Origin of the sequence: Curtobacterium sp. MCPF17_047 (assembly GCF_003234045.1) — a bacterium.
In the GTDB taxonomy this organism is placed as follows: Bacteria; Actinomycetota; Actinomycetes; order Actinomycetales; family Microbacteriaceae; genus Curtobacterium.
Genome location: NZ_QKSF01000001.1, coordinates 275,632 through 290,750, shown reverse-complemented (window position 1 = coordinate 290,750; position 15,119 = coordinate 275,632). Strand labels below are relative to the sequence as shown.

The following is a 15,119-nucleotide window of genomic DNA, read 5'->3' as shown; positions in this document are numbered from 1 at the left end:
CGACCGACCGGCTCGTCGTCACTCCTTGGCGAGTGCCGCGTCCATCTTCTGGGCGAGTTCCTTCGTCACCTGGTCGACGGGCTCGGAACCGTCGAACGCACTCGGCAGCAGGTTCGTCTCGAGGGTGTTCCACGCGGCGGTGTTCTTCGACACCGGCAGCGGCTTGGCGTAGTCGACCGCGTCGAGGAAGACCTGCAGGTCGGCATCGGGCATCGTCTTCGTGAAGGCGTCCTGCGTGCCGGTGTAGGCGGGGATGACGGCGCCCATGTCACCCTGCTGCTGCTGGGCGGGCTTGCTGGCCAGGTAGGCCTGGAGTGCCTGCGCGGCGGCCTTGTCCTTCGAGCCCTCCGCGACGACGTTCGAGACGCCGTGGATGACGGTCGCCTGCTCCTTGCCCTTCGGCAGCGGGTAGGCGACGACGTCCTTCTCGATGTCGCTGCCGATCAGCGCGGAGCGGAACCAGCTGCCGCCCTGGTACATCGCGACCTTGCCCGAGGTGAACCACTGGTCAGCGGTCGTGTCGGTCAGCTGCTTGATCGTCGGCGAGGCGCCGGACTTGATCAGGTCGGTCCAGAAGCCGATGCCCTCCTGCGCGGCCTTCGTGCCGTACTCCGACTCGTCCCCGTCGATGACGGAGCCGCCGGCCTGGAAGATCGTGTCGTAGTAGGTGGTCTGGCCGTCCATGCCCGCGGCGGCGCCGTACGCACCGTCCGACTTCAGCTTCTCGGAGAGCTCGGCACCGGTCTTCTGGAAGTCGTCCCAGGTCCAGTCCTTCGACGGCATGGCCACGCCGGCCTTCTCGAACAGGGCCTTGTTCATCCAGACGCCGATGGTGTCGAAGTCCTTCGGCACGCCGTACTGGGTGCCGTCGTACGTGTAGAGCTTGTTGAGCGCTGGCGAGTAGTTCTCCGGGTCGATCGCGCCGGACTTCACCTCGCCGGTGATCGGGGCGAGCTTGCCGTTCCCTGCGTACAGCTGGAAGTTCGGGCCGTTCATCCAGAAGAGGTCGGGGAGCGTGTTGCTCGAGCCCTGCGTCTGCAGCTTCGTGAAGTAGTTGGCGTACGGCGTGACGTCGACGTTCACCTTGATGTCGGGGTACTCCTCGTTGAACCCCTTGATGTTGGCCTTGATGGCCTTCACCTGGTTCTGGTCCCAGACGGCGTACGTCAGGTTCGCCTTGGTGTCCTTCGCGACCTCGCCCGAACCGGTGTCCGAGGACCCAGCGGAGGACTGGCTGCTGCATCCGGCGAGGAGCGCGACGGCGCTGACGGCGGCTGCGAGACCGAGCAGTGCGCGGCGGCGGCCGCGGCCCGGACGGGCGGTTGGAGCGGTCATCGGGTGGTCCTTTCGGGAACGTCGTCGCGGTCGGGAGTGGTCGCGAAGTGTCGGAGGGTGGCGTCGGGGAGGGGCGGCACGTCGATGGGGACGGAGCCGTTGCGGAGCGAGCGGGTGGCGAGCGCGCCGGCGGCGACGGCCGCACGGGCCGCGATCGGGGACAGGGTGGTCGGCTCCCCGAACGCCAGCGAGCGGAGGAACTCGGTCATGGTGAGCAGGTCGGCGTCGGCGTGGCCGTCCTCGACGCCGTCGATCGGGTACTCGACGTCCCCGGCGACGTCCCAGTTGCGACGGTGGTTCCACACCTTGACCACGCCACCGCCGGTGTCCCCGATGTTCTCGAGGCGCCCGTGGGTGCCGATGACCGTGTAGTTCCGCCAGTAGTCGGGCGTGAAGTGGCACTGCTCGTAGCTGGCCTGCACCCCGTTCTCGAGGGTCATCATCACCATCGACACGTCCTCGACGTCGACGACGGGGTTGAGACCGGTCTGCTCCGCGGGCGGCCAGTTGTCGAACGAGAACCAGTCGGTCATGAGCTCGTCGCTGCGGTCGCGACGGTCGGTGACGTCTCCGTAGACCGAGAGCGACCCCATGCCGACGACGCGGCTGGTGTAGGCCCCGGCGAGGGCGTGCACGACGTCGAGGTCGTGGCTGGCCTTCTGCAGCAGGAGCGAGTTCACGCGGCTGCGGTCGGCGTGCCAGTCCTTGAAGTAGTAGTCGCCACCGTTGCCGACGAAGTGGCGGACCCAGACGGCCTTGACCTCGCCGATCTCACCGCGTGCGATCACGTCGAGCATCAGGCGCACCACGGCCGCGTGGCGGAAGTTGTGGCCGACGTAGAGCGGGGTGCCGGTCTCGGCGGCGGTGTTGAGGACGGCGTCGGCGTCCTCGACCGTGATGGCGAGGGGCTTCTCGAGGTAGACGGCGATGCCGGCGCGGAGCAGGTCGATCGCGATCTCGGCGTGGGTCCAGTCCGGTGTGGTGACGATCGCGGCGTCGACGGCGTTCGGGGCACCGTCGGTCCCGATCAGGGCGCGGTGTCCGTCGACGACGGTGGCGTCCGGCCAGGCCTCGGCGGCTCGTCGCCGGCCGGATTCGGTGACATCGGCGGCGGCCACGATCCGGGCGTCGACCCCGTCGGCGTCGAGTCCGGCGGCGGCGACGTGGTTCGCGATGTACGACCGCTGGCCGATGCCGACCACGCCGACTCGGAGTGTGCGCGTGCTCGTGATGCTCATCTCGCTCCCTTGCGTGATTGTGACGGCCATGATGCCAAATCGATCATGAATGCACAATATGCGCTCACGGATCGCTCACGGAAGCGTGATGCGAGGGTTTAACACGCCGGTAACGTGACCGCGCTCGGCCGGGAGGCGCACGGCGGGTTCCCGAGCGTCGGGCAGGCCCCGGGGGAGCCGGTCGCAGCGACGCACGTGCTCGCCGGACGTGCCGGTCAGTCCGCGACGACGAGCTCCGCGCCGGCGGCGGCCAGGTCCGCGGCGAACCGCGGCGGGACGTCCCGGTCGGTGACGAGCACGTCGATGCGGTCGAGCGGGCAGATCCGGGCGAAGGTCGAGCGCTCGATCTTCGTCGAGTCGGCGACCACGATCACCCTGCGGCCGACCGAGGCGAAGTGGCGGCTGACCTCGGCTTCGCCCTCGTGCATGGTGGTCGCGCCGTACTGCCCGGTCAGACCGTCGACGCCGAGGACGACGACGTCGAGGGCGAACTCGTCGAGCGTGTCCCGGACCAGCGGCCCGATCAGCTCGTACGACTGCCGACGGGCGACGCCGCCGGTCACGACGATCTTGACGTTCGCGCGGACGGACAGCTCGTACCCGATGTTCAGCGCGTTCGTGACGATCGTGATGCCGTACTCGCCGTCGGCTCGGATGAACCGCTCGCTCTTGCCGAGTTCCCGCGCCACCTCGGTCGTCGTCGTGCCGCCGTTGAGCCCGACCGTGTCCCCGGGGGCCACGAGCGCGGCCGTCGCCCGGGCGATCGCGGTCTTCGCCTCGGCCTGGCGGGCGATCTTGTACTGCAGCGGCAGCTCGTACCCGGCACCGAGGGCAGCGGCGCCGCCGTGGGTCCGGGTGACGAGACGCTGGTCGGCGAGCGTGGCGAGGTCGCGGCGGGCCGTCGCCGCGGAGATCCCGAGCTCGTCCCCGATCTCGGTGATCGAGACGTTGCCGCGGTCGCTCACCAACTCGAGGAGGGCGTTGAGCCTCTGCTGCGGGGTCATGGCGTCATCCTACGGGCGCTCCTCCGCGGCCTCCATGATCGGAAATGACGTTTTGCACTTGCATCGAGCACGATCGATCGTCATGCTGGCCGATATCCGATCACCAAGGATCGGTCCGACCGGAAGGACACCATGTCCGACACCTTCGTGGGCGACGAGCTGGCATCGCAGCCGGCCTCCTGGCGCTCCGCCGCGGCACTGCTGCCCTCGTTCATCGACGTCCTCCCCCAGCCGGGCGAGCGCGTCGCCGTCATCGGCTGCGGCACGAGCTGGTTCATCGCGATGAGCTACGCCGTCGCCCGTGAGTCCGCGGGCCTCGGCCTGACCGACGCCTTCGCCGGCTCCGAGTACCCCGCCGGCCGCCAGTACGACCGCGTCGTCACCATCTCGCGCTCCGGCACCACCACCGAGATCATCGACCTCCTGCGCGCCCTGCCGGACCAGCGAACCGTCCTGATCACGGCCGTGCCGGACAGCCCGGCCGCAGCGGACGCCGACGACGTCGTCGCGCTGCCGTTCGCGGACGAGCGCTCCGTCGTGCAGACCCGCTTCGCCACCACCGCGCTCGCCCTGCTCCGCGCATCCCTCGGCGACGACGTCGAGGCCCTCGCCGTCCAGGCCGAGACCGCGCTGACGCTGCCGATCGACGACCTGCTCGACGCCGAGCAGGTCACGTTCGTCGGCCGTGGCGCCGCCGTGGGCCTGACGTTCGAAGCCGCCCTGAAGACCCGGGAGGCCGCACAGTTCTGGGCCGAGTCGTACCCCGCGATGGACTACCGCCACGGGCCGATCGCGATCGCGCAGCCCGGCCGCCTGGTGTGGTCGCTCGGCTCGGTGCCGGACGGTCTGGCCGACGAGGTCGCCGCCACCGGAGCCCGCCTGGTGCACCACGACCTCGACCCGCTCGCCGGACTCGTCGTCGTGCACCGGTTCGCCGTCGCCCTGGCGGAGCGCCGCGGTCTCGACCCGGACCACCCCCGCTCGCTCACCCGTTCGGTCATCCTCACCTGATGACCGCGCGCGGGGCAGTGCTCGGGGTCGACGTCGGCGGCACGGGCATCAAGGCCCGACTGACCGCCGACGACGGACGGTTGCTCGGCGAGCAGCGCGTCCCGACCCCGCGTGACGACCCCGCTGCCGAGGCACTCGCCGTCGTCGTGGCCGAGCTCGCCGTGCACGCGCGCTCGGTCGCCCGACAGCACGGCGTGGCACTCGACGCCCTCGGCCTCGTCGTCCCCGGCGTGGTCGACGAGGACGGCGGCCGCTCGGTGCTGTCCGTGAACCTCGGCTGGCAGGACGTGCCGGTCCGCCAACGGGTCGCCGCGGCGCTCCGGGCGACGGGCACCGACGTGCCGCTCGCGTTCGGCCACGACGTGCGCGCCGGGGCCCTCGCCGAGGTGCAGGCCGGTGGGCTCGACCACGGCACGGTCGCGTTCGTCCCGGTCGGGACCGGGCTCGCGAGCGCCCTCGTCGTCGACGGTCGGGTCGTCAGTGGTGACGGCTGGGCCGGCGAGATCGGCCAGGTCCGCATCGCCCACGGTCCGCACGCTGGCCTCCGGGTCGAGCAGATCGCCTCGGCCGGTGCCGTCGCGCGCCGGAGCGACGCGCCGACCGCGCACGCCGCGATGCTCCGCGTCCAGGACGGCGAGCTCCTCGCCCGCCAGGTGTGGGACGACTGCGTCGACGTCCTCGCCGACGCCCTCGCATGGCTGACGGCCGCCGCGGGGTGTCACACGCTGGTCATCGGCGGCGGACTCGCGCAGTCCGGTCCGCTGCTGCTCGACCCCCTCACCGCGGCGCTGAGCGCCCGGCTGGTGGGCGTCCGGGTCCCGGCCCTCGTCGGCGCACGACACGGTGACGCCGCGGGCGCGATCGGTGCCGGTCTCCTCGCACGGGAGCTGCTGGGGCGCGACCTCCCCGCCCGTCACCAGCGCGTCGACGACGGCCCGACCGCGGTGTCGGCGTGACGACGCTCGTCCGCGCCCCCCGGGTGGTCACCGCGGAACTCGACCTGGTCGACGGCTGGATCGCGGTCAGCGACGGTCGGGTCGCCGCGGTCGGCACCGGACCGGCACCGGCACACGACCGCGTGGTCGACGCCCCCGGCACCGTCGTCCCGGGCTTCGTCGACCTGCACGCACACGGCGCGCTCGGCCACGACTTCGCCTCGTGCTCGGCCGACGAGGCCCGCGCTGCCGTCGCCCACCACGCCGGACGCGGTACCGCGCACCTGGTCGCGTCGATCGCGACCGGGACGGTCCCGGACACGGTCGCCGCGCTCCACCGGCTGCGCCCACTCGTCGTCGACGGCACGCTCGCCGGGCTGCACCTCGAGGGCCCCTGGCTCGCACCCGCCCGACGCGGTGCGCACGCGGTCGCCCTGCTGCACCCACCGACCCCCGCCGAGTTCGAACTCCTGGTCGACGCCGGAGGCGTGGCCCTCCGGGTGGTCACGCTCGCCCCCGAACTTCCCGGTGCGATCGAGACGATCCACCGTCTGGTCGATGCCGGCATCGTCACCGCGATCGGGCACACCGACGCCGACACCGAGCAGGTACAGCGCGCGGTCGACGCCGGTGCGACCCTGGTCACCCACCTCTTCAACGGCATGCCGCCGCTGCACCACCGTGAGCCCGGTCCGGTCGGGGTAGCCCTGACGGACGAGCGCCTGACCGTGGAGTGCATCGTCGACGGCCACCACCTCGACCCGGTCGCCGTCGACCTGGTCCGCCGCGCTGCCGGTGACCGGCTGGTGTTCGTCTCGGACGCGATGGCCGCCACCGGCTGCGCCGACGGGCCCTACCGGATCGCCGGATCGGACGTCGTGGTCGACGGCGGGGTCGCGATGCTGGCCGACGGGTCATCGCTGGCCGGCAGCACGATCACCGTCGGTGACGCCGTCGCCCGGGTCCTCGCCGCTCGTCCCGACGACGCCGCTCGTCCCGACGACGCCGCTCGTCACGACGTCCGGGAGGCCGTGGCCGCCTCGTCCGTGCGCGCCGCCGCCCTGCTCGGCCTGCGTCCACCCCTCACCGTCGGTGGCGCCGCCGACCTCGTCGTCCTCGACCCGGAGGGCCGCCCCACCCCCCTGGAGGTCCCCGCGTGATCGTCGTCATCACCCCGAACCCCGCGGTCGACGTCAGCTACCGCGTCGCCGAGCAGGTCGTCGGGGTCACCCAGCGCGTCCTGGACGTCGTCCGCCGTCCGGGCGGGAAGGGCGTCAACGTCGCCCGGGTGCTCGACGCCGCCGGCGTGCCGACGACCTCCGTCCTGCCGCTCGGCGGGACGAGCGGGGCGTGGGTCGCCGCCGCGCTGCAGCGGGACGGCCTCGCGACGGCCGCCGTGCCGGTCGCGGGTGACACCCGGACCACGGTCACCGTCGTCGACGACCACGTCCACCCGACGATGTACGGCGAACCCGGGCCGGCGGTGACGGCGGACGAATGGGCCGCCGTGACGGGTGCCGTGCGTACCGCGCTGGCGGCTGCGAGCGCCCTCGTGGTGTCCGGGTCCCTGCCCCGCGGGACCGACCCGAGCGTGGTCCGGCCCTGGATCCGCGGCGCGGTCGACGCCGGCCTGCTCGTCGTCGCCGACCTGTCGGGGCCGTCGTTGCTCGAGGCGGCCGCAGCCGGCGCCACGGTCTGCAAGCCGAACCGGGAGGAACTCCTCGACGCCACGGGCGCCCGGGACGAACGCTCCGGCGCCCTCGACCTGCTCGCACGCGGAGCCGGGGTCGTCGTCGTCTCCGCGGGCTCGGCGGGCATCTCCGCGCACACGCCCGACGCGGTCGTGACCGTCCCCGCGGTGCCCGACGTGCACGGCAACCCGACCGGTGCCGGGGACGCCGCCACCGCCGGGCTCGTCCTCGCGCTGACCGCACCGGGCACCCGGACGGCCGCCGACGTCACCGCACCCGACGTGCTCCACCGTGCCCTGGTCTCCGCAGCCGCGTACGGCGCCGCCGCGGTGCTCCGCCCCGTCGCGGGCGAGGTCGACCTCGCCGCCGTCGACCGATTCACCACCCAGCTCGACCGAACCGGGAGCCCCACATGACCACCGCCCTCGCCCTCACCGGCCTCCTCGACTCCGCACGCACCGCCCGTCGTGGTGTCGGCGCGTTCAACGTCGTCCTGCTCGAGCACGCCGAGGCGATCGTCACCGGGGCCGAGCGGGCCGGCCTGCCCGTGGTGTTGCAGGTCAGCGAGAACTGCATCCGCTACCACGGCGGGGTGACGCCGATCGTGACCGCGACCCAGGCCGTCGCGCGGGCCGCCGACGTGGAGGTCCTCGTGCACCTGGACCACATCGAGGACACCGCACTGGTGCACGCGGGCATCGACCTCGGCGTCGACTCGATCATGTACGACGGGTCGCACCTGGACTACGACGCGAACGTCGACGCGACCCGGGCGCTGGCCGACCGGTGCCACGCGGCGGGCATCGCGATCGAAGCCGAGCTCGGCGAGGTCGGCGGCAAGGACGGCGTGCACGCTCCCGGGGTCCGCACCGACCCGTCCGACGCTGCCGCGTTCGTGGCGGCGACCGGGGTCGACGCCCTGGCGGTCGCCGTCGGCACGTCGCACGCGATGCAGACGCGCGAGGCGTCGGTCGACCGTGACCTCGTGGAGCGGCTGCGGGCCTCCGTCCCGGTGCCCCTGGTCCTGCACGGCTCGTCAGGGCTGTCCGACGACGAGCTGAGCGGCGCGGTCCGCGCGGGCATGACGAAGATCAACATCTCGACGCACCTGAACGGGCTGTTCACCCGGGCGCTGCGCGACGTGCTCGACGAACGACCGGACCTGGTCGACCCGCGCCGCTACGTCGCCGCGGGCCGGGACGCCGTCGCCGCCGAGACCGCCCGGCTGCTCACGCTGCTCGCCGGGTAGGTCGGGCGGTCGTCCCCGACCGGGGCCTGGCCGGGGTCACCCCCGGGTGTGGCTCGCCCAGATCGCCGACGTGCCCTTCCGGAGCACGACGTTCCCGTCCGACTGCATCCGGAGGGTGACGCCGGCTCCACCCTTCCGGCCCGTGCCGGTCGACCAGCGTGTGGCCCCGAGGGGCCCCGCGAGCACGAGGTCGCCGTTCGGCAGGAGCAGCAGGGACGACCCCGCACCACCGCCGTTCTTCTGGAAGAGGCGCGTGCTGCCGGAACTCGCGACGAGGAGCCCGTTCGACCGGACGCCGAAGCGCCGCGTCCCGCTCGCGTCCCGGATCGACTGCCCGGCGACGAGGGTGGCGCCGGGGACCAGCTGGTCGGTGCCCGGTGCGCCGTTGTGCCAGAGGAGCTTCCCGTCGCGGGCGGTCAGTCGCACGTCGCCGGCGTCGTCGACGGTCAGGCGGGCGCCGCCGGAGGTGGTCCGGGCCGACGTCGACCAGAGGACCGCACCGGACGGGGCGACGACGGCGAGTCGACCCGTCGCGTCGAGTCGGAGCCCGGCGCCCGCGGCCGTTCCGCTGCTCCGCCAGAGTCGTCGACCGTTGCCCCACTCGACGAGCGAGCCGTCGCCCTGCAGGTCGAGCCAGTACTGCCCGTACGGTGAGTGGATCGACGTCCCGGCGGGCACGGTCCGGCTCCCGGAGGCGATCGAGGTCGCGGTCGCCCCGGCTGCGGCGGCGGTCGTGGTCGGCGCCGTGCAGTCCGAGGCCTTCGGGAGCACGCGCCCCAGGGCCGACCAGTTCGGCGATCCGAGTCCGGTCGCCGCGTCCCAGCCGCGGGCTGCCCGCGCCGTGCCGTTGCCGCCGGTGACGACGTCGCGGAACGCGGCTGGGTTCCGGTAGAGCGCCTGGTGGACGTCACCGACGCCGGCGGCACACCCGCGGGCGGTCAACGCGACCGCGAGCTGGCCGGCGAGCACCGGGGACGCCAGGCTGGTCCCGCCACCGAGCACGAACCCGTGCGCGGTCGACAGGTACACCCCGAGCCCCTTCGCCGGGTCGGCGAGTGCGGCGACGTCGGGCAGCAGGCGCTTCGTTCCGCTGATGCCCGTCCCGGTCTGCCACGCGGGCTTGGCGTAGGCGCTCGAGGTCCCGCCCCCGCCGGCACCCAGGGAGTTCGACCAGCCCGCCTCGGTCCAAGTGGTCCCCGTCTTCGTCACCGTCTTCGTGAGCGAGGTACCGCCGACGCCGACGACCGCGGGCGAGGACGCCGGGTACGACACGTCGCGGATGGTCGTCGTCGGTCCGGTCGGGCAGCGCGCGCCGTCGTCCCCGGTGGCGGCGAAGACGGTGGCACCGGCAGCGACGATGCGCGCCAGGGCGGCGTCGAGTGCGGCTCGGGCCGCCGCGGGGGTCTGCGTCTCGCAACTGCCCCAGGAGATGCTCACCGCGGTGATGCCGGCCGTCCGCACCTCGTCCGCGATCCGGCTGTACGCGTCGTAGCTGCCTCGGAACGAGTTCTCCGTCACGTACACGCGCTGCCGTGCTCCCGGCGCGACGGCGAGCAGGGCCTGCTGGTCGAGGGCGACCTCGGTCTCACCCTGGGAACCGTCGCCGACGTGTGGGTCCGCTCCCGCGACCGCGATCTGGTCGAGCGCCGGCAGCGGACGCCCCGTCGCTGCGGCGGAGGCGCTGAGGTCGTTGCGGTCCCACCCGGAGAACTGCACGGTGGCGATCGTCGCGCCGGCCCCCGCCGTGGCCGAGCCCGAGGACCGGTACGCGCCGGCGAGGTCGGCGGGCGCGTACCCGGCGGGGACGGCCGCGTGGGCGAGCGCCGGGCGGGCGTCGAGCCCGAGCACCGAGACGACGGACCCGCCGAAGGACTGCGGCAACGCCGGCTCCGTGGTCGGGTGCATGCCGTCACCGGTGCCGACCAGGCTCACGTGGAACAGGGCCTCGGCCTGGGCAGCGGTGCCGTGCGCCTCGACCTCCCACGTGTCCGAGTCGGTCACGGTGAAGCCGGCGCCGGTCAGGACCGATCGTGCGCGCGACCGGGCGTCGTCGACGGGGGCCACGGCCTCCACGGCGTCCGCGCGCTGGGCGGCGCTGTCCCCGGTGGTCGCCACGGGCAGGGCGGCGAGCGCGGCCGGGTCGACCGGCCGGAGCACCAGCGTCAGGTCGACGGGGGTCTCACCCGGGGTCGCGCCGACCGTGGGGTCGGTGGGTGCGGGGACGCCACCGGCGGCCGGCGCAGCGGTCGCGGGTGCAGCGGTCGCGGGCGCAGCGGTCGCGCTGGCAGCGGCCGATGCCTGCGCCGGCAGGCCCGTGCCGGTGACGGCGAGCGCCGCGACCACGGCGGACACGGCGAGGAGGGTCGGGGTGGCGCGTGACATCGGCGATCGCTTCCGGGATCCGAGACGACGACCGTCCCTGGCCGCCGGTCCGGCAGGTTCCGGACGGTGCACGCTACCCCGCCGCTCGACACCCGCCGCAGCCCCAGTTCCGGGGCCGGGTCAGCAGAGCGGGACGTTCACCGCGAGACCGCCCATCGCGGTCTCCTTGTACTTGTGGGACATGTCGGCGCCGGTCTGGCGCATGGTCTCGACGACCTGGTCGAGCGAGACGTGGTGCACGCCGTCACCGCGGAGCGCCATCCGGGCGGCGTTCACGGCCTTGTTCGCCGCGATCGCGTTCCGCTCGATGCACGGGATCTGCACCAGGCCACCGATCGGGTCGCACGTCAGACCGAGGTTGTGCTCCATCGCGATCTCGGCCGCGTTCTCGACCTGCTCGGGCGTCCCGCCGAGCAGTTCGGCGAGTCCGGCGGCGGCCATCGAGGCGGCCGAGCCGACCTCGCCCTGGCAGCCGACCTCCGCACCGGAGATGGACGCCCGCTCCTTGTAGATCGAGCCGACGGCGCCCGCGGTCAGCAGGAAGCGGACGATCGCGTCATCCCGTCGGTCGGGTGTGATCGCCGGCACGTAGGTGAGCGCGTAGAAGAGGACCGCGGGGATGATCCCGGCTGCACCGTTCGTCGGGGCGGTGACGACACGGCCCCCCGAGGCGTTCTCCTCGTTCACGGCCATGGCGGTGAGGTTCGTCCACTCCATCGCGAAGAGCGGGTCGTGCCCGGGGTCGTCACGGGTCAGCTGCTCGAACCAGTCGGCGGCTCGGCGTCGGACCTCCAGCCCGCCCGGCAGGGTGCCGGTGCGACGGACGCTGCGGTCGACGCAGTCCTCCATCACGGCGTGGATGCGGAGGAGTCGGTCCCGCACCTCGGCCTCGGGGCGGGTGGCCGACTCGTTGGCCAGGGCGACACCGCTGACCGGGAGGCCCGTGGTCGCGCAGGCCGCCAGCAGCTCGGCTCCGCTGGAGAACGGGTGGGGCACCGCGTCGGTCTCGACCGGGATCGCGGTGCCGGCGACGTCCTCGCCCGGCTCCTCGTCGCGGTCGCGGGCGATGAACCCGCCGCCGATCGAGTAGTAGGTCTCCACGGCGGTCTCGGTGCCGGTGGCGTCGAAGGTCCGCAGGCGCATGGCGTTCGGGTGCCGGGGCAGCATGGTCAGCGGGTGCAGGACGATGTCGGTCAGCCGGAACGCGACCGTCGGGCCGCCCGCCAGTGTCAGGAGACCGCTGGACTCGAGGCCCTCGAGCGCGGCGGTCAGGACGTCGGGATCGACGTCCTCCGGCCGGTGTCCCATCAGGCCGATCGCGACGGCGCCGAGCGTCCCGTGCCCGTGTCCGGTCGAGGCGAGTGAGCCGTACAGGTCGACCCGGATGCTCGTGACCGGCAGTCCGACGACGCGTTCGGCGAAGTCGACGCCGGCGCGCATCGGGCCCACCGTGTGAGAACTCGACGGCCCCACACCGATGCTGAACAGATCGAAGACGGAGACCGGCACGCCGTCACCCTACGCCGTTCGGACGGGAGGCTCAGTGGCCTGGTCGGGCCTGCCACCGGTTGACCAGGCCCACGACGACCCCGAGCGCGACCAGCCCGAGCCCGATCAGCAGGTGCGCCGGGGAGGCGCCGTGTCCGGAACCGCCCGGGTGTCTCGTCCCGCTGCTCGTCGCCGTCGGGATCAGGGCCCGCCGAGCCAGTGGTCGATCCGGTGGTGGTCCGGGCTGAACCCGTTCGCGACCCCCCAGAGCACTGCCTGGGTGCGACTGTCGGACCCGATCTTGCGGTAGACGGAACGGATGTGTGACTTCACGGTGTTCGGGCTGAGGTAGGTCAGCTGAGCGACCTCCGCGTTGCTCTTGCCCTGCGTGATGAGCGCGAGGACCTCGGACTCGCGATCGGTGATACCGACGCCCTTGCCCGGCCAATCCAGGCCGTCGGCGCTCGGGGCGCGACGTCCGGCGCGGCTGACCACGACGTCGCCGGCAGCGATCCGCTCGAGCGCGTCCACCAGGTCGGCGGCACCCAGCGTCTTCGACAGGTACCCGTGCACCCCCTCCGCGAGCGCAGCGTCGACGAGCTCCTGTTGTGAGTTCCAGGTGTAGACGACGACGTGCCGTGCTCGTGGGTTCGCGACGAGTGCGGCGATCTCGAGCTGGTCGGACTCCGGCTGCGCGAACGAGTCGTAGAGCACGATGTCGATCGAGTCGTCGAGCTCTGCGTTGGCGTCGATCTCGGCCACGACGATCCGGTCGCGGTGCGCGTCGAACATGTGCGCGAGGCCCTTGAGGACGACGTCGTAGTCGTCGACGAGCGTCACGAGGAGCGGAGTGGTGGGAGCGTCGACCGGCATGGGGCCACCTTTCCACCCCAAGGGGTGAGACGGAACACCCTTGGGGGTGGAAGGGTTGTCGACGTCACCCGATCGGGTGACGGACGCGCTCGGCCCTTCTACCGGTCGTGCAGAACGCACCAAGGAGTCAGCCCATGCTCGGTCTCATCCTCAGCCTCATCATCGTCGGCCTCATCGCCGGCGCACTCGCCCGTCTCATCGTCCCCGGCAAGCAGGACATCAGCCTCGTGATGACGATCGTGCTCGGCATCATCGGCTCGTTCGTCGGTGGCTTCCTCGGCTTCCTGGTCTTCCAGCACGACCCGATGGACGGCTTCTTCCAGCCAGCCGGCATCATCGGCTCCATCATCGGCGCGATCATCGTGCTGCTCGTCTACACGCGCTTCGCTGGTGGCCGCAGCCGCCGCTGAGCGCCTGAACGACGAACAGGGTCCGGATGCAACGCGTCCGGACCCTGTTCGTCGTTCCCGTCCCGGCCTCCCGACGCCGGGAGATGTCGACAGGAGCCGCCTCCTGACTTCCCGGCGCGTCCACATGGCGGGACGGACCCGCGGGAGCGGGCGGGATCAGCGCCGCTTGCCCTGCGTCGGCATCACGATCCAGAGCACGACGTAGGCGATCCAGAGCGGTCCGGGGAACAGGCTGAGGATGACCCAGAGGACCCGGACGCCGGTGCGGGACCAGCCGAAGCGGTCCGCGATGCCGGCGCAGACGCCGGCGAGCAGGCGGCCGGCACGGGGGCGGTGCAGTGTGTTCGTCATGTCCTCGACGCTACGGGTCGAGGCTGCGCGGCGGCATCCGGCCAGGCCCCCACTCCGGGGTGGGGACAACCCCACCGAGACGGGACGAGCCCGCCGGACGGTGGTCGGGCCTCCCGGCCGGTCCGGCCCGCCGCCCTACGGCAGCAGGACGATCTTGCCGCGGGTGTGGCGCTCCTCGAGCTGGGCGTAGGCGTCCCGCACCGCGTCGAGCGGGAAGGTGGCGGCGATCGGGACCTCGACCGAACCGTCCGCGACCATGTTCGCCAGTGCCGACAGGATCTCGGGGTCGGCGGTGTCGGCGCTGCCGGACGCTTTGGCGCCGACCTCGGCCGCGGCCGCGAAGGCGATCGTCGTCTCGATCCGGTCGGTGGGCACGCCGAGGGTGATGCCGAGGTGCACGTACTCGGCGCCGAACGTGTCGATGACGGCGTCGATGCCGTTCGTGGCGAGCTCGCGGATCCGGTCCTCGAGCCCGTCGCCGTACGCGACCGGACGGGCGTTCTTGGACCGCAGCCAGTCGTGGTTCGACTCGGAGGCGATCGCGATGACGTCGACGCCCTCGTTGGTCAGCAGCTGCGTGACGAACGATCCGACGCCGCCGGCGGCACCGGACACGACGACGGTCTCGCCGGCTCGCGGGTCGACGGCGCGGACGGCGGCGGCAGCGGTGGTCGCGGCGACGTCCAGGCCACCGGCGGCCTCCCACGAGAGCAGACGGGGCTTCGGGACGAGCTGCCCGGCGGGGACGGAGACGTACTCCGCCTGGCTCGAGCGCTCCCACGACCAGCCGAGGACCTCGTCGCCCTCCTCGAACCCGTCGACGTCGAGGCCGATCGCGGCGACCGTGCCGGCGAGGTCGGTGCCCTGGCCGGAGGGCAGCTTCTCGGGGTCGTGGTCGTCGACGACGCCCTGGCGGATGGCGGACTCACCGGGGTTGATGCCGGCGGCGCGGACCTTCACGATCACGCGGCCGGGAGCGACCTCGGGGACGGGGACCTCGGCGACGTGCAGGACGGAACGGTCGCCCCACTCCTCGAAGCGGACGGCGCGCATGGTGTCAGGGAGAGCAGTCATCCCCGGTCACGGTACGCCAGGCCGGCGACGGACGCCGCACTCCTCGCGGGTGGATCCGTGATGGACCGCTCCATCGTT

At 72.8% G+C, this 15,119-nt stretch carries 14 protein-coding genes; 6 read left to right on the top strand and 8 right to left on the bottom strand.

The window, feature by feature from the left end; translation table 11 throughout:
* Positions 1–18: 18 nt before the first annotated feature.
* The 3 genes from DEJ33_RS01475 to DEJ33_RS01465 form a co-directional block, all read right to left on the bottom strand.
* Positions 19–1,335, bottom strand: a complete 1,317-nt coding sequence (locus DEJ33_RS01475; protein ID WP_111194154.1) for a sugar ABC transporter substrate-binding protein — start codon at positions 1,333–1,335, stop codon at positions 19–21.
* The gene (locus DEJ33_RS01470) at positions 1,332–2,573 is read right to left on the bottom strand and encodes a Gfo/Idh/MocA family protein (protein ID WP_110903619.1); all 1,242 of its coding nucleotides are present in this window, start codon (positions 2,571–2,573) and stop codon (positions 1,332–1,334) included. Before DEJ33_RS01470 ends, DEJ33_RS01475 begins: the two co-directional genes overlap by 4 nt.
* 215 nt (positions 2,574–2,788) lie before the next feature.
* Positions 2,789–3,577, bottom strand: coding sequence for a DeoR/GlpR family DNA-binding transcription regulator (locus DEJ33_RS01465; protein ID WP_110903618.1), 789 nt, complete (start codon positions 3,575–3,577; stop codon positions 2,789–2,791).
* 132 nt (positions 3,578–3,709) lie between these two features.
* Between DEJ33_RS01465 and DEJ33_RS01460 the strand changes: the two genes are divergently transcribed.
* From DEJ33_RS01460 to DEJ33_RS01440, 5 genes are read left to right on the top strand one after another with little or no spacing between them, the layout of a single operon-like run.
* On the top strand, positions 3,710–4,588 hold the full coding sequence (locus DEJ33_RS01460) for an SIS domain-containing protein (RefSeq protein WP_111194153.1): 879 nt from the start codon (positions 3,710–3,712) through the stop codon (positions 4,586–4,588).
* The gene (locus DEJ33_RS01455) at positions 4,588–5,544 is read left to right on the top strand and encodes an ROK family protein (protein WP_111194152.1); all 957 of its coding nucleotides are present in this window, start codon (positions 4,588–4,590) and stop codon (positions 5,542–5,544) included. Before DEJ33_RS01460 ends, DEJ33_RS01455 begins: the two co-directional genes overlap by 1 nt.
* Positions 5,541–6,683 carry an N-acetylglucosamine-6-phosphate deacetylase gene (locus DEJ33_RS01450; protein ID WP_111194151.1) on the top strand — a complete coding sequence of 381 codons (1,143 nt, stop codon included), beginning with the start codon at positions 5,541–5,543 and terminating at the stop codon, positions 6,681–6,683. Before DEJ33_RS01455 ends, DEJ33_RS01450 begins: the two co-directional genes overlap by 4 nt.
* Positions 6,680–7,630 carry a 1-phosphofructokinase family hexose kinase gene (locus tag DEJ33_RS01445; RefSeq protein WP_111194150.1) on the top strand — a complete coding sequence of 317 codons (951 nt, stop codon included), beginning with the start codon at positions 6,680–6,682 and terminating at the stop codon, positions 7,628–7,630. Before DEJ33_RS01450 ends, DEJ33_RS01445 begins: the two co-directional genes overlap by 4 nt.
* A complete protein-coding gene (locus DEJ33_RS01440; protein WP_111194149.1) occupies positions 7,627–8,463 on the top strand; it encodes a class II fructose-bisphosphate aldolase in 837 nt (278 codons plus the stop codon). The genes DEJ33_RS01445 and DEJ33_RS01440 overlap by 4 nt, the downstream gene beginning before the upstream one ends.
* Positions 8,464–8,499: 36 nt before the next feature.
* On the opposite strand, the gene DEJ33_RS01435 is transcribed toward DEJ33_RS01440, so the two are convergent.
* From DEJ33_RS01435 to DEJ33_RS01425, 3 genes are all read right to left on the bottom strand, one after another.
* The gene (locus DEJ33_RS01435; RefSeq protein WP_111194148.1) at positions 8,500–10,845 is read right to left on the bottom strand and encodes a hypothetical protein; all 2,346 of its coding nucleotides are present in this window, start codon (positions 10,843–10,845) and stop codon (positions 8,500–8,502) included.
* A gap of 120 nt (positions 10,846–10,965) precedes the next feature.
* A complete protein-coding gene (locus DEJ33_RS01430) occupies positions 10,966–12,354 on the bottom strand; it encodes an L-serine ammonia-lyase (RefSeq protein WP_111194147.1) in 1,389 nt (462 codons plus the stop codon).
* A gap of 180 nt (positions 12,355–12,534) precedes the next feature.
* Positions 12,535–13,206, bottom strand: a complete 672-nt coding sequence (locus DEJ33_RS01425) for a response regulator transcription factor (protein WP_111194146.1) — start codon at positions 13,204–13,206, stop codon at positions 12,535–12,537.
* A 134-nt stretch (positions 13,207–13,340) separates the two neighbouring features.
* Here DEJ33_RS01425 and DEJ33_RS01420 point away from each other — a divergent pair, with 134 nt between their 5' ends.
* The gene (locus tag DEJ33_RS01420; protein WP_111078381.1) at positions 13,341–13,616 is read left to right on the top strand and encodes a GlsB/YeaQ/YmgE family stress response membrane protein; all 276 of its coding nucleotides are present in this window, start codon (positions 13,341–13,343) and stop codon (positions 13,614–13,616) included.
* 156 nt (positions 13,617–13,772) lie between these two features.
* Here the strand turns inward: DEJ33_RS01420 and DEJ33_RS01415 are convergent, their stop codons facing one another.
* Together DEJ33_RS01415 and DEJ33_RS01410 are read right to left on the bottom strand one after the other, a co-directional pair.
* Entirely contained in the window at positions 13,773–13,967 is a 195-nt protein-coding gene (locus DEJ33_RS01415; protein ID WP_111078380.1) for a PspC domain-containing protein, read from the bottom strand.
* Between the two features lie 135 nt (positions 13,968–14,102).
* Positions 14,103–15,041, bottom strand: a complete 939-nt coding sequence (locus DEJ33_RS01410; protein ID WP_111194145.1) for an NADP-dependent oxidoreductase — start codon at positions 15,039–15,041, stop codon at positions 14,103–14,105.
* Between the last annotated feature and the right edge of the window lie 78 nt (positions 15,042–15,119).

Excerpts from the sequence above, each read along its gene's own strand:
- DEJ33_RS01465 (WP_110903618.1), bottom strand. The coding sequence starts at position 3,577 with ATGACCCCGCAGCAGAGGCTCAACGCCCTCCTCGAGTTGGTGAGCGAC.
- DEJ33_RS01410 (WP_111194145.1), bottom strand. The coding sequence starts at position 15,041 with ATGACTGCTCTCCCTGACACCATGCGCGCCGTCCGCTTCGAGGAGTGG.
- DEJ33_RS01415 (WP_111078380.1), bottom strand. The coding sequence starts at position 13,967 with ATGACGAACACACTGCACCGCCCCCGTGCCGGCCGCCTGCTCGCCGGC.
- DEJ33_RS01475 (WP_111194154.1), bottom strand. The coding sequence starts at position 1,335 with ATGACCGCTCCAACCGCCCGTCCGGGCCGCGGCCGCCGCCGCGCACTG.
- DEJ33_RS01425 (WP_111194146.1), bottom strand. The coding sequence starts at position 13,206 with ATGCCGGTCGACGCTCCCACCACTCCGCTCCTCGTGACGCTCGTCGAC.
- DEJ33_RS01470 (WP_110903619.1), bottom strand. The coding sequence starts at position 2,573 with ATGAGCATCACGAGCACGCGCACACTCCGAGTCGGCGTGGTCGGCATC.
- DEJ33_RS01440 (WP_111194149.1), top strand. The coding sequence starts at position 7,627 with ATGACCACCGCCCTCGCCCTCACCGGCCTCCTCGACTCCGCACGCACC.
- DEJ33_RS01435 (WP_111194148.1), bottom strand. The coding sequence starts at position 10,845 with ATGTCACGCGCCACCCCGACCCTCCTCGCCGTGTCCGCCGTGGTCGCG.
- DEJ33_RS01420 (WP_111078381.1), top strand. The coding sequence starts at position 13,341 with ATGCTCGGTCTCATCCTCAGCCTCATCATCGTCGGCCTCATCGCCGGC.
- DEJ33_RS01455 (WP_111194152.1), top strand. The coding sequence starts at position 4,588 with ATGACCGCGCGCGGGGCAGTGCTCGGGGTCGACGTCGGCGGCACGGGC.
- DEJ33_RS01460 (WP_111194153.1), top strand. The coding sequence starts at position 3,710 with ATGTCCGACACCTTCGTGGGCGACGAGCTGGCATCGCAGCCGGCCTCC.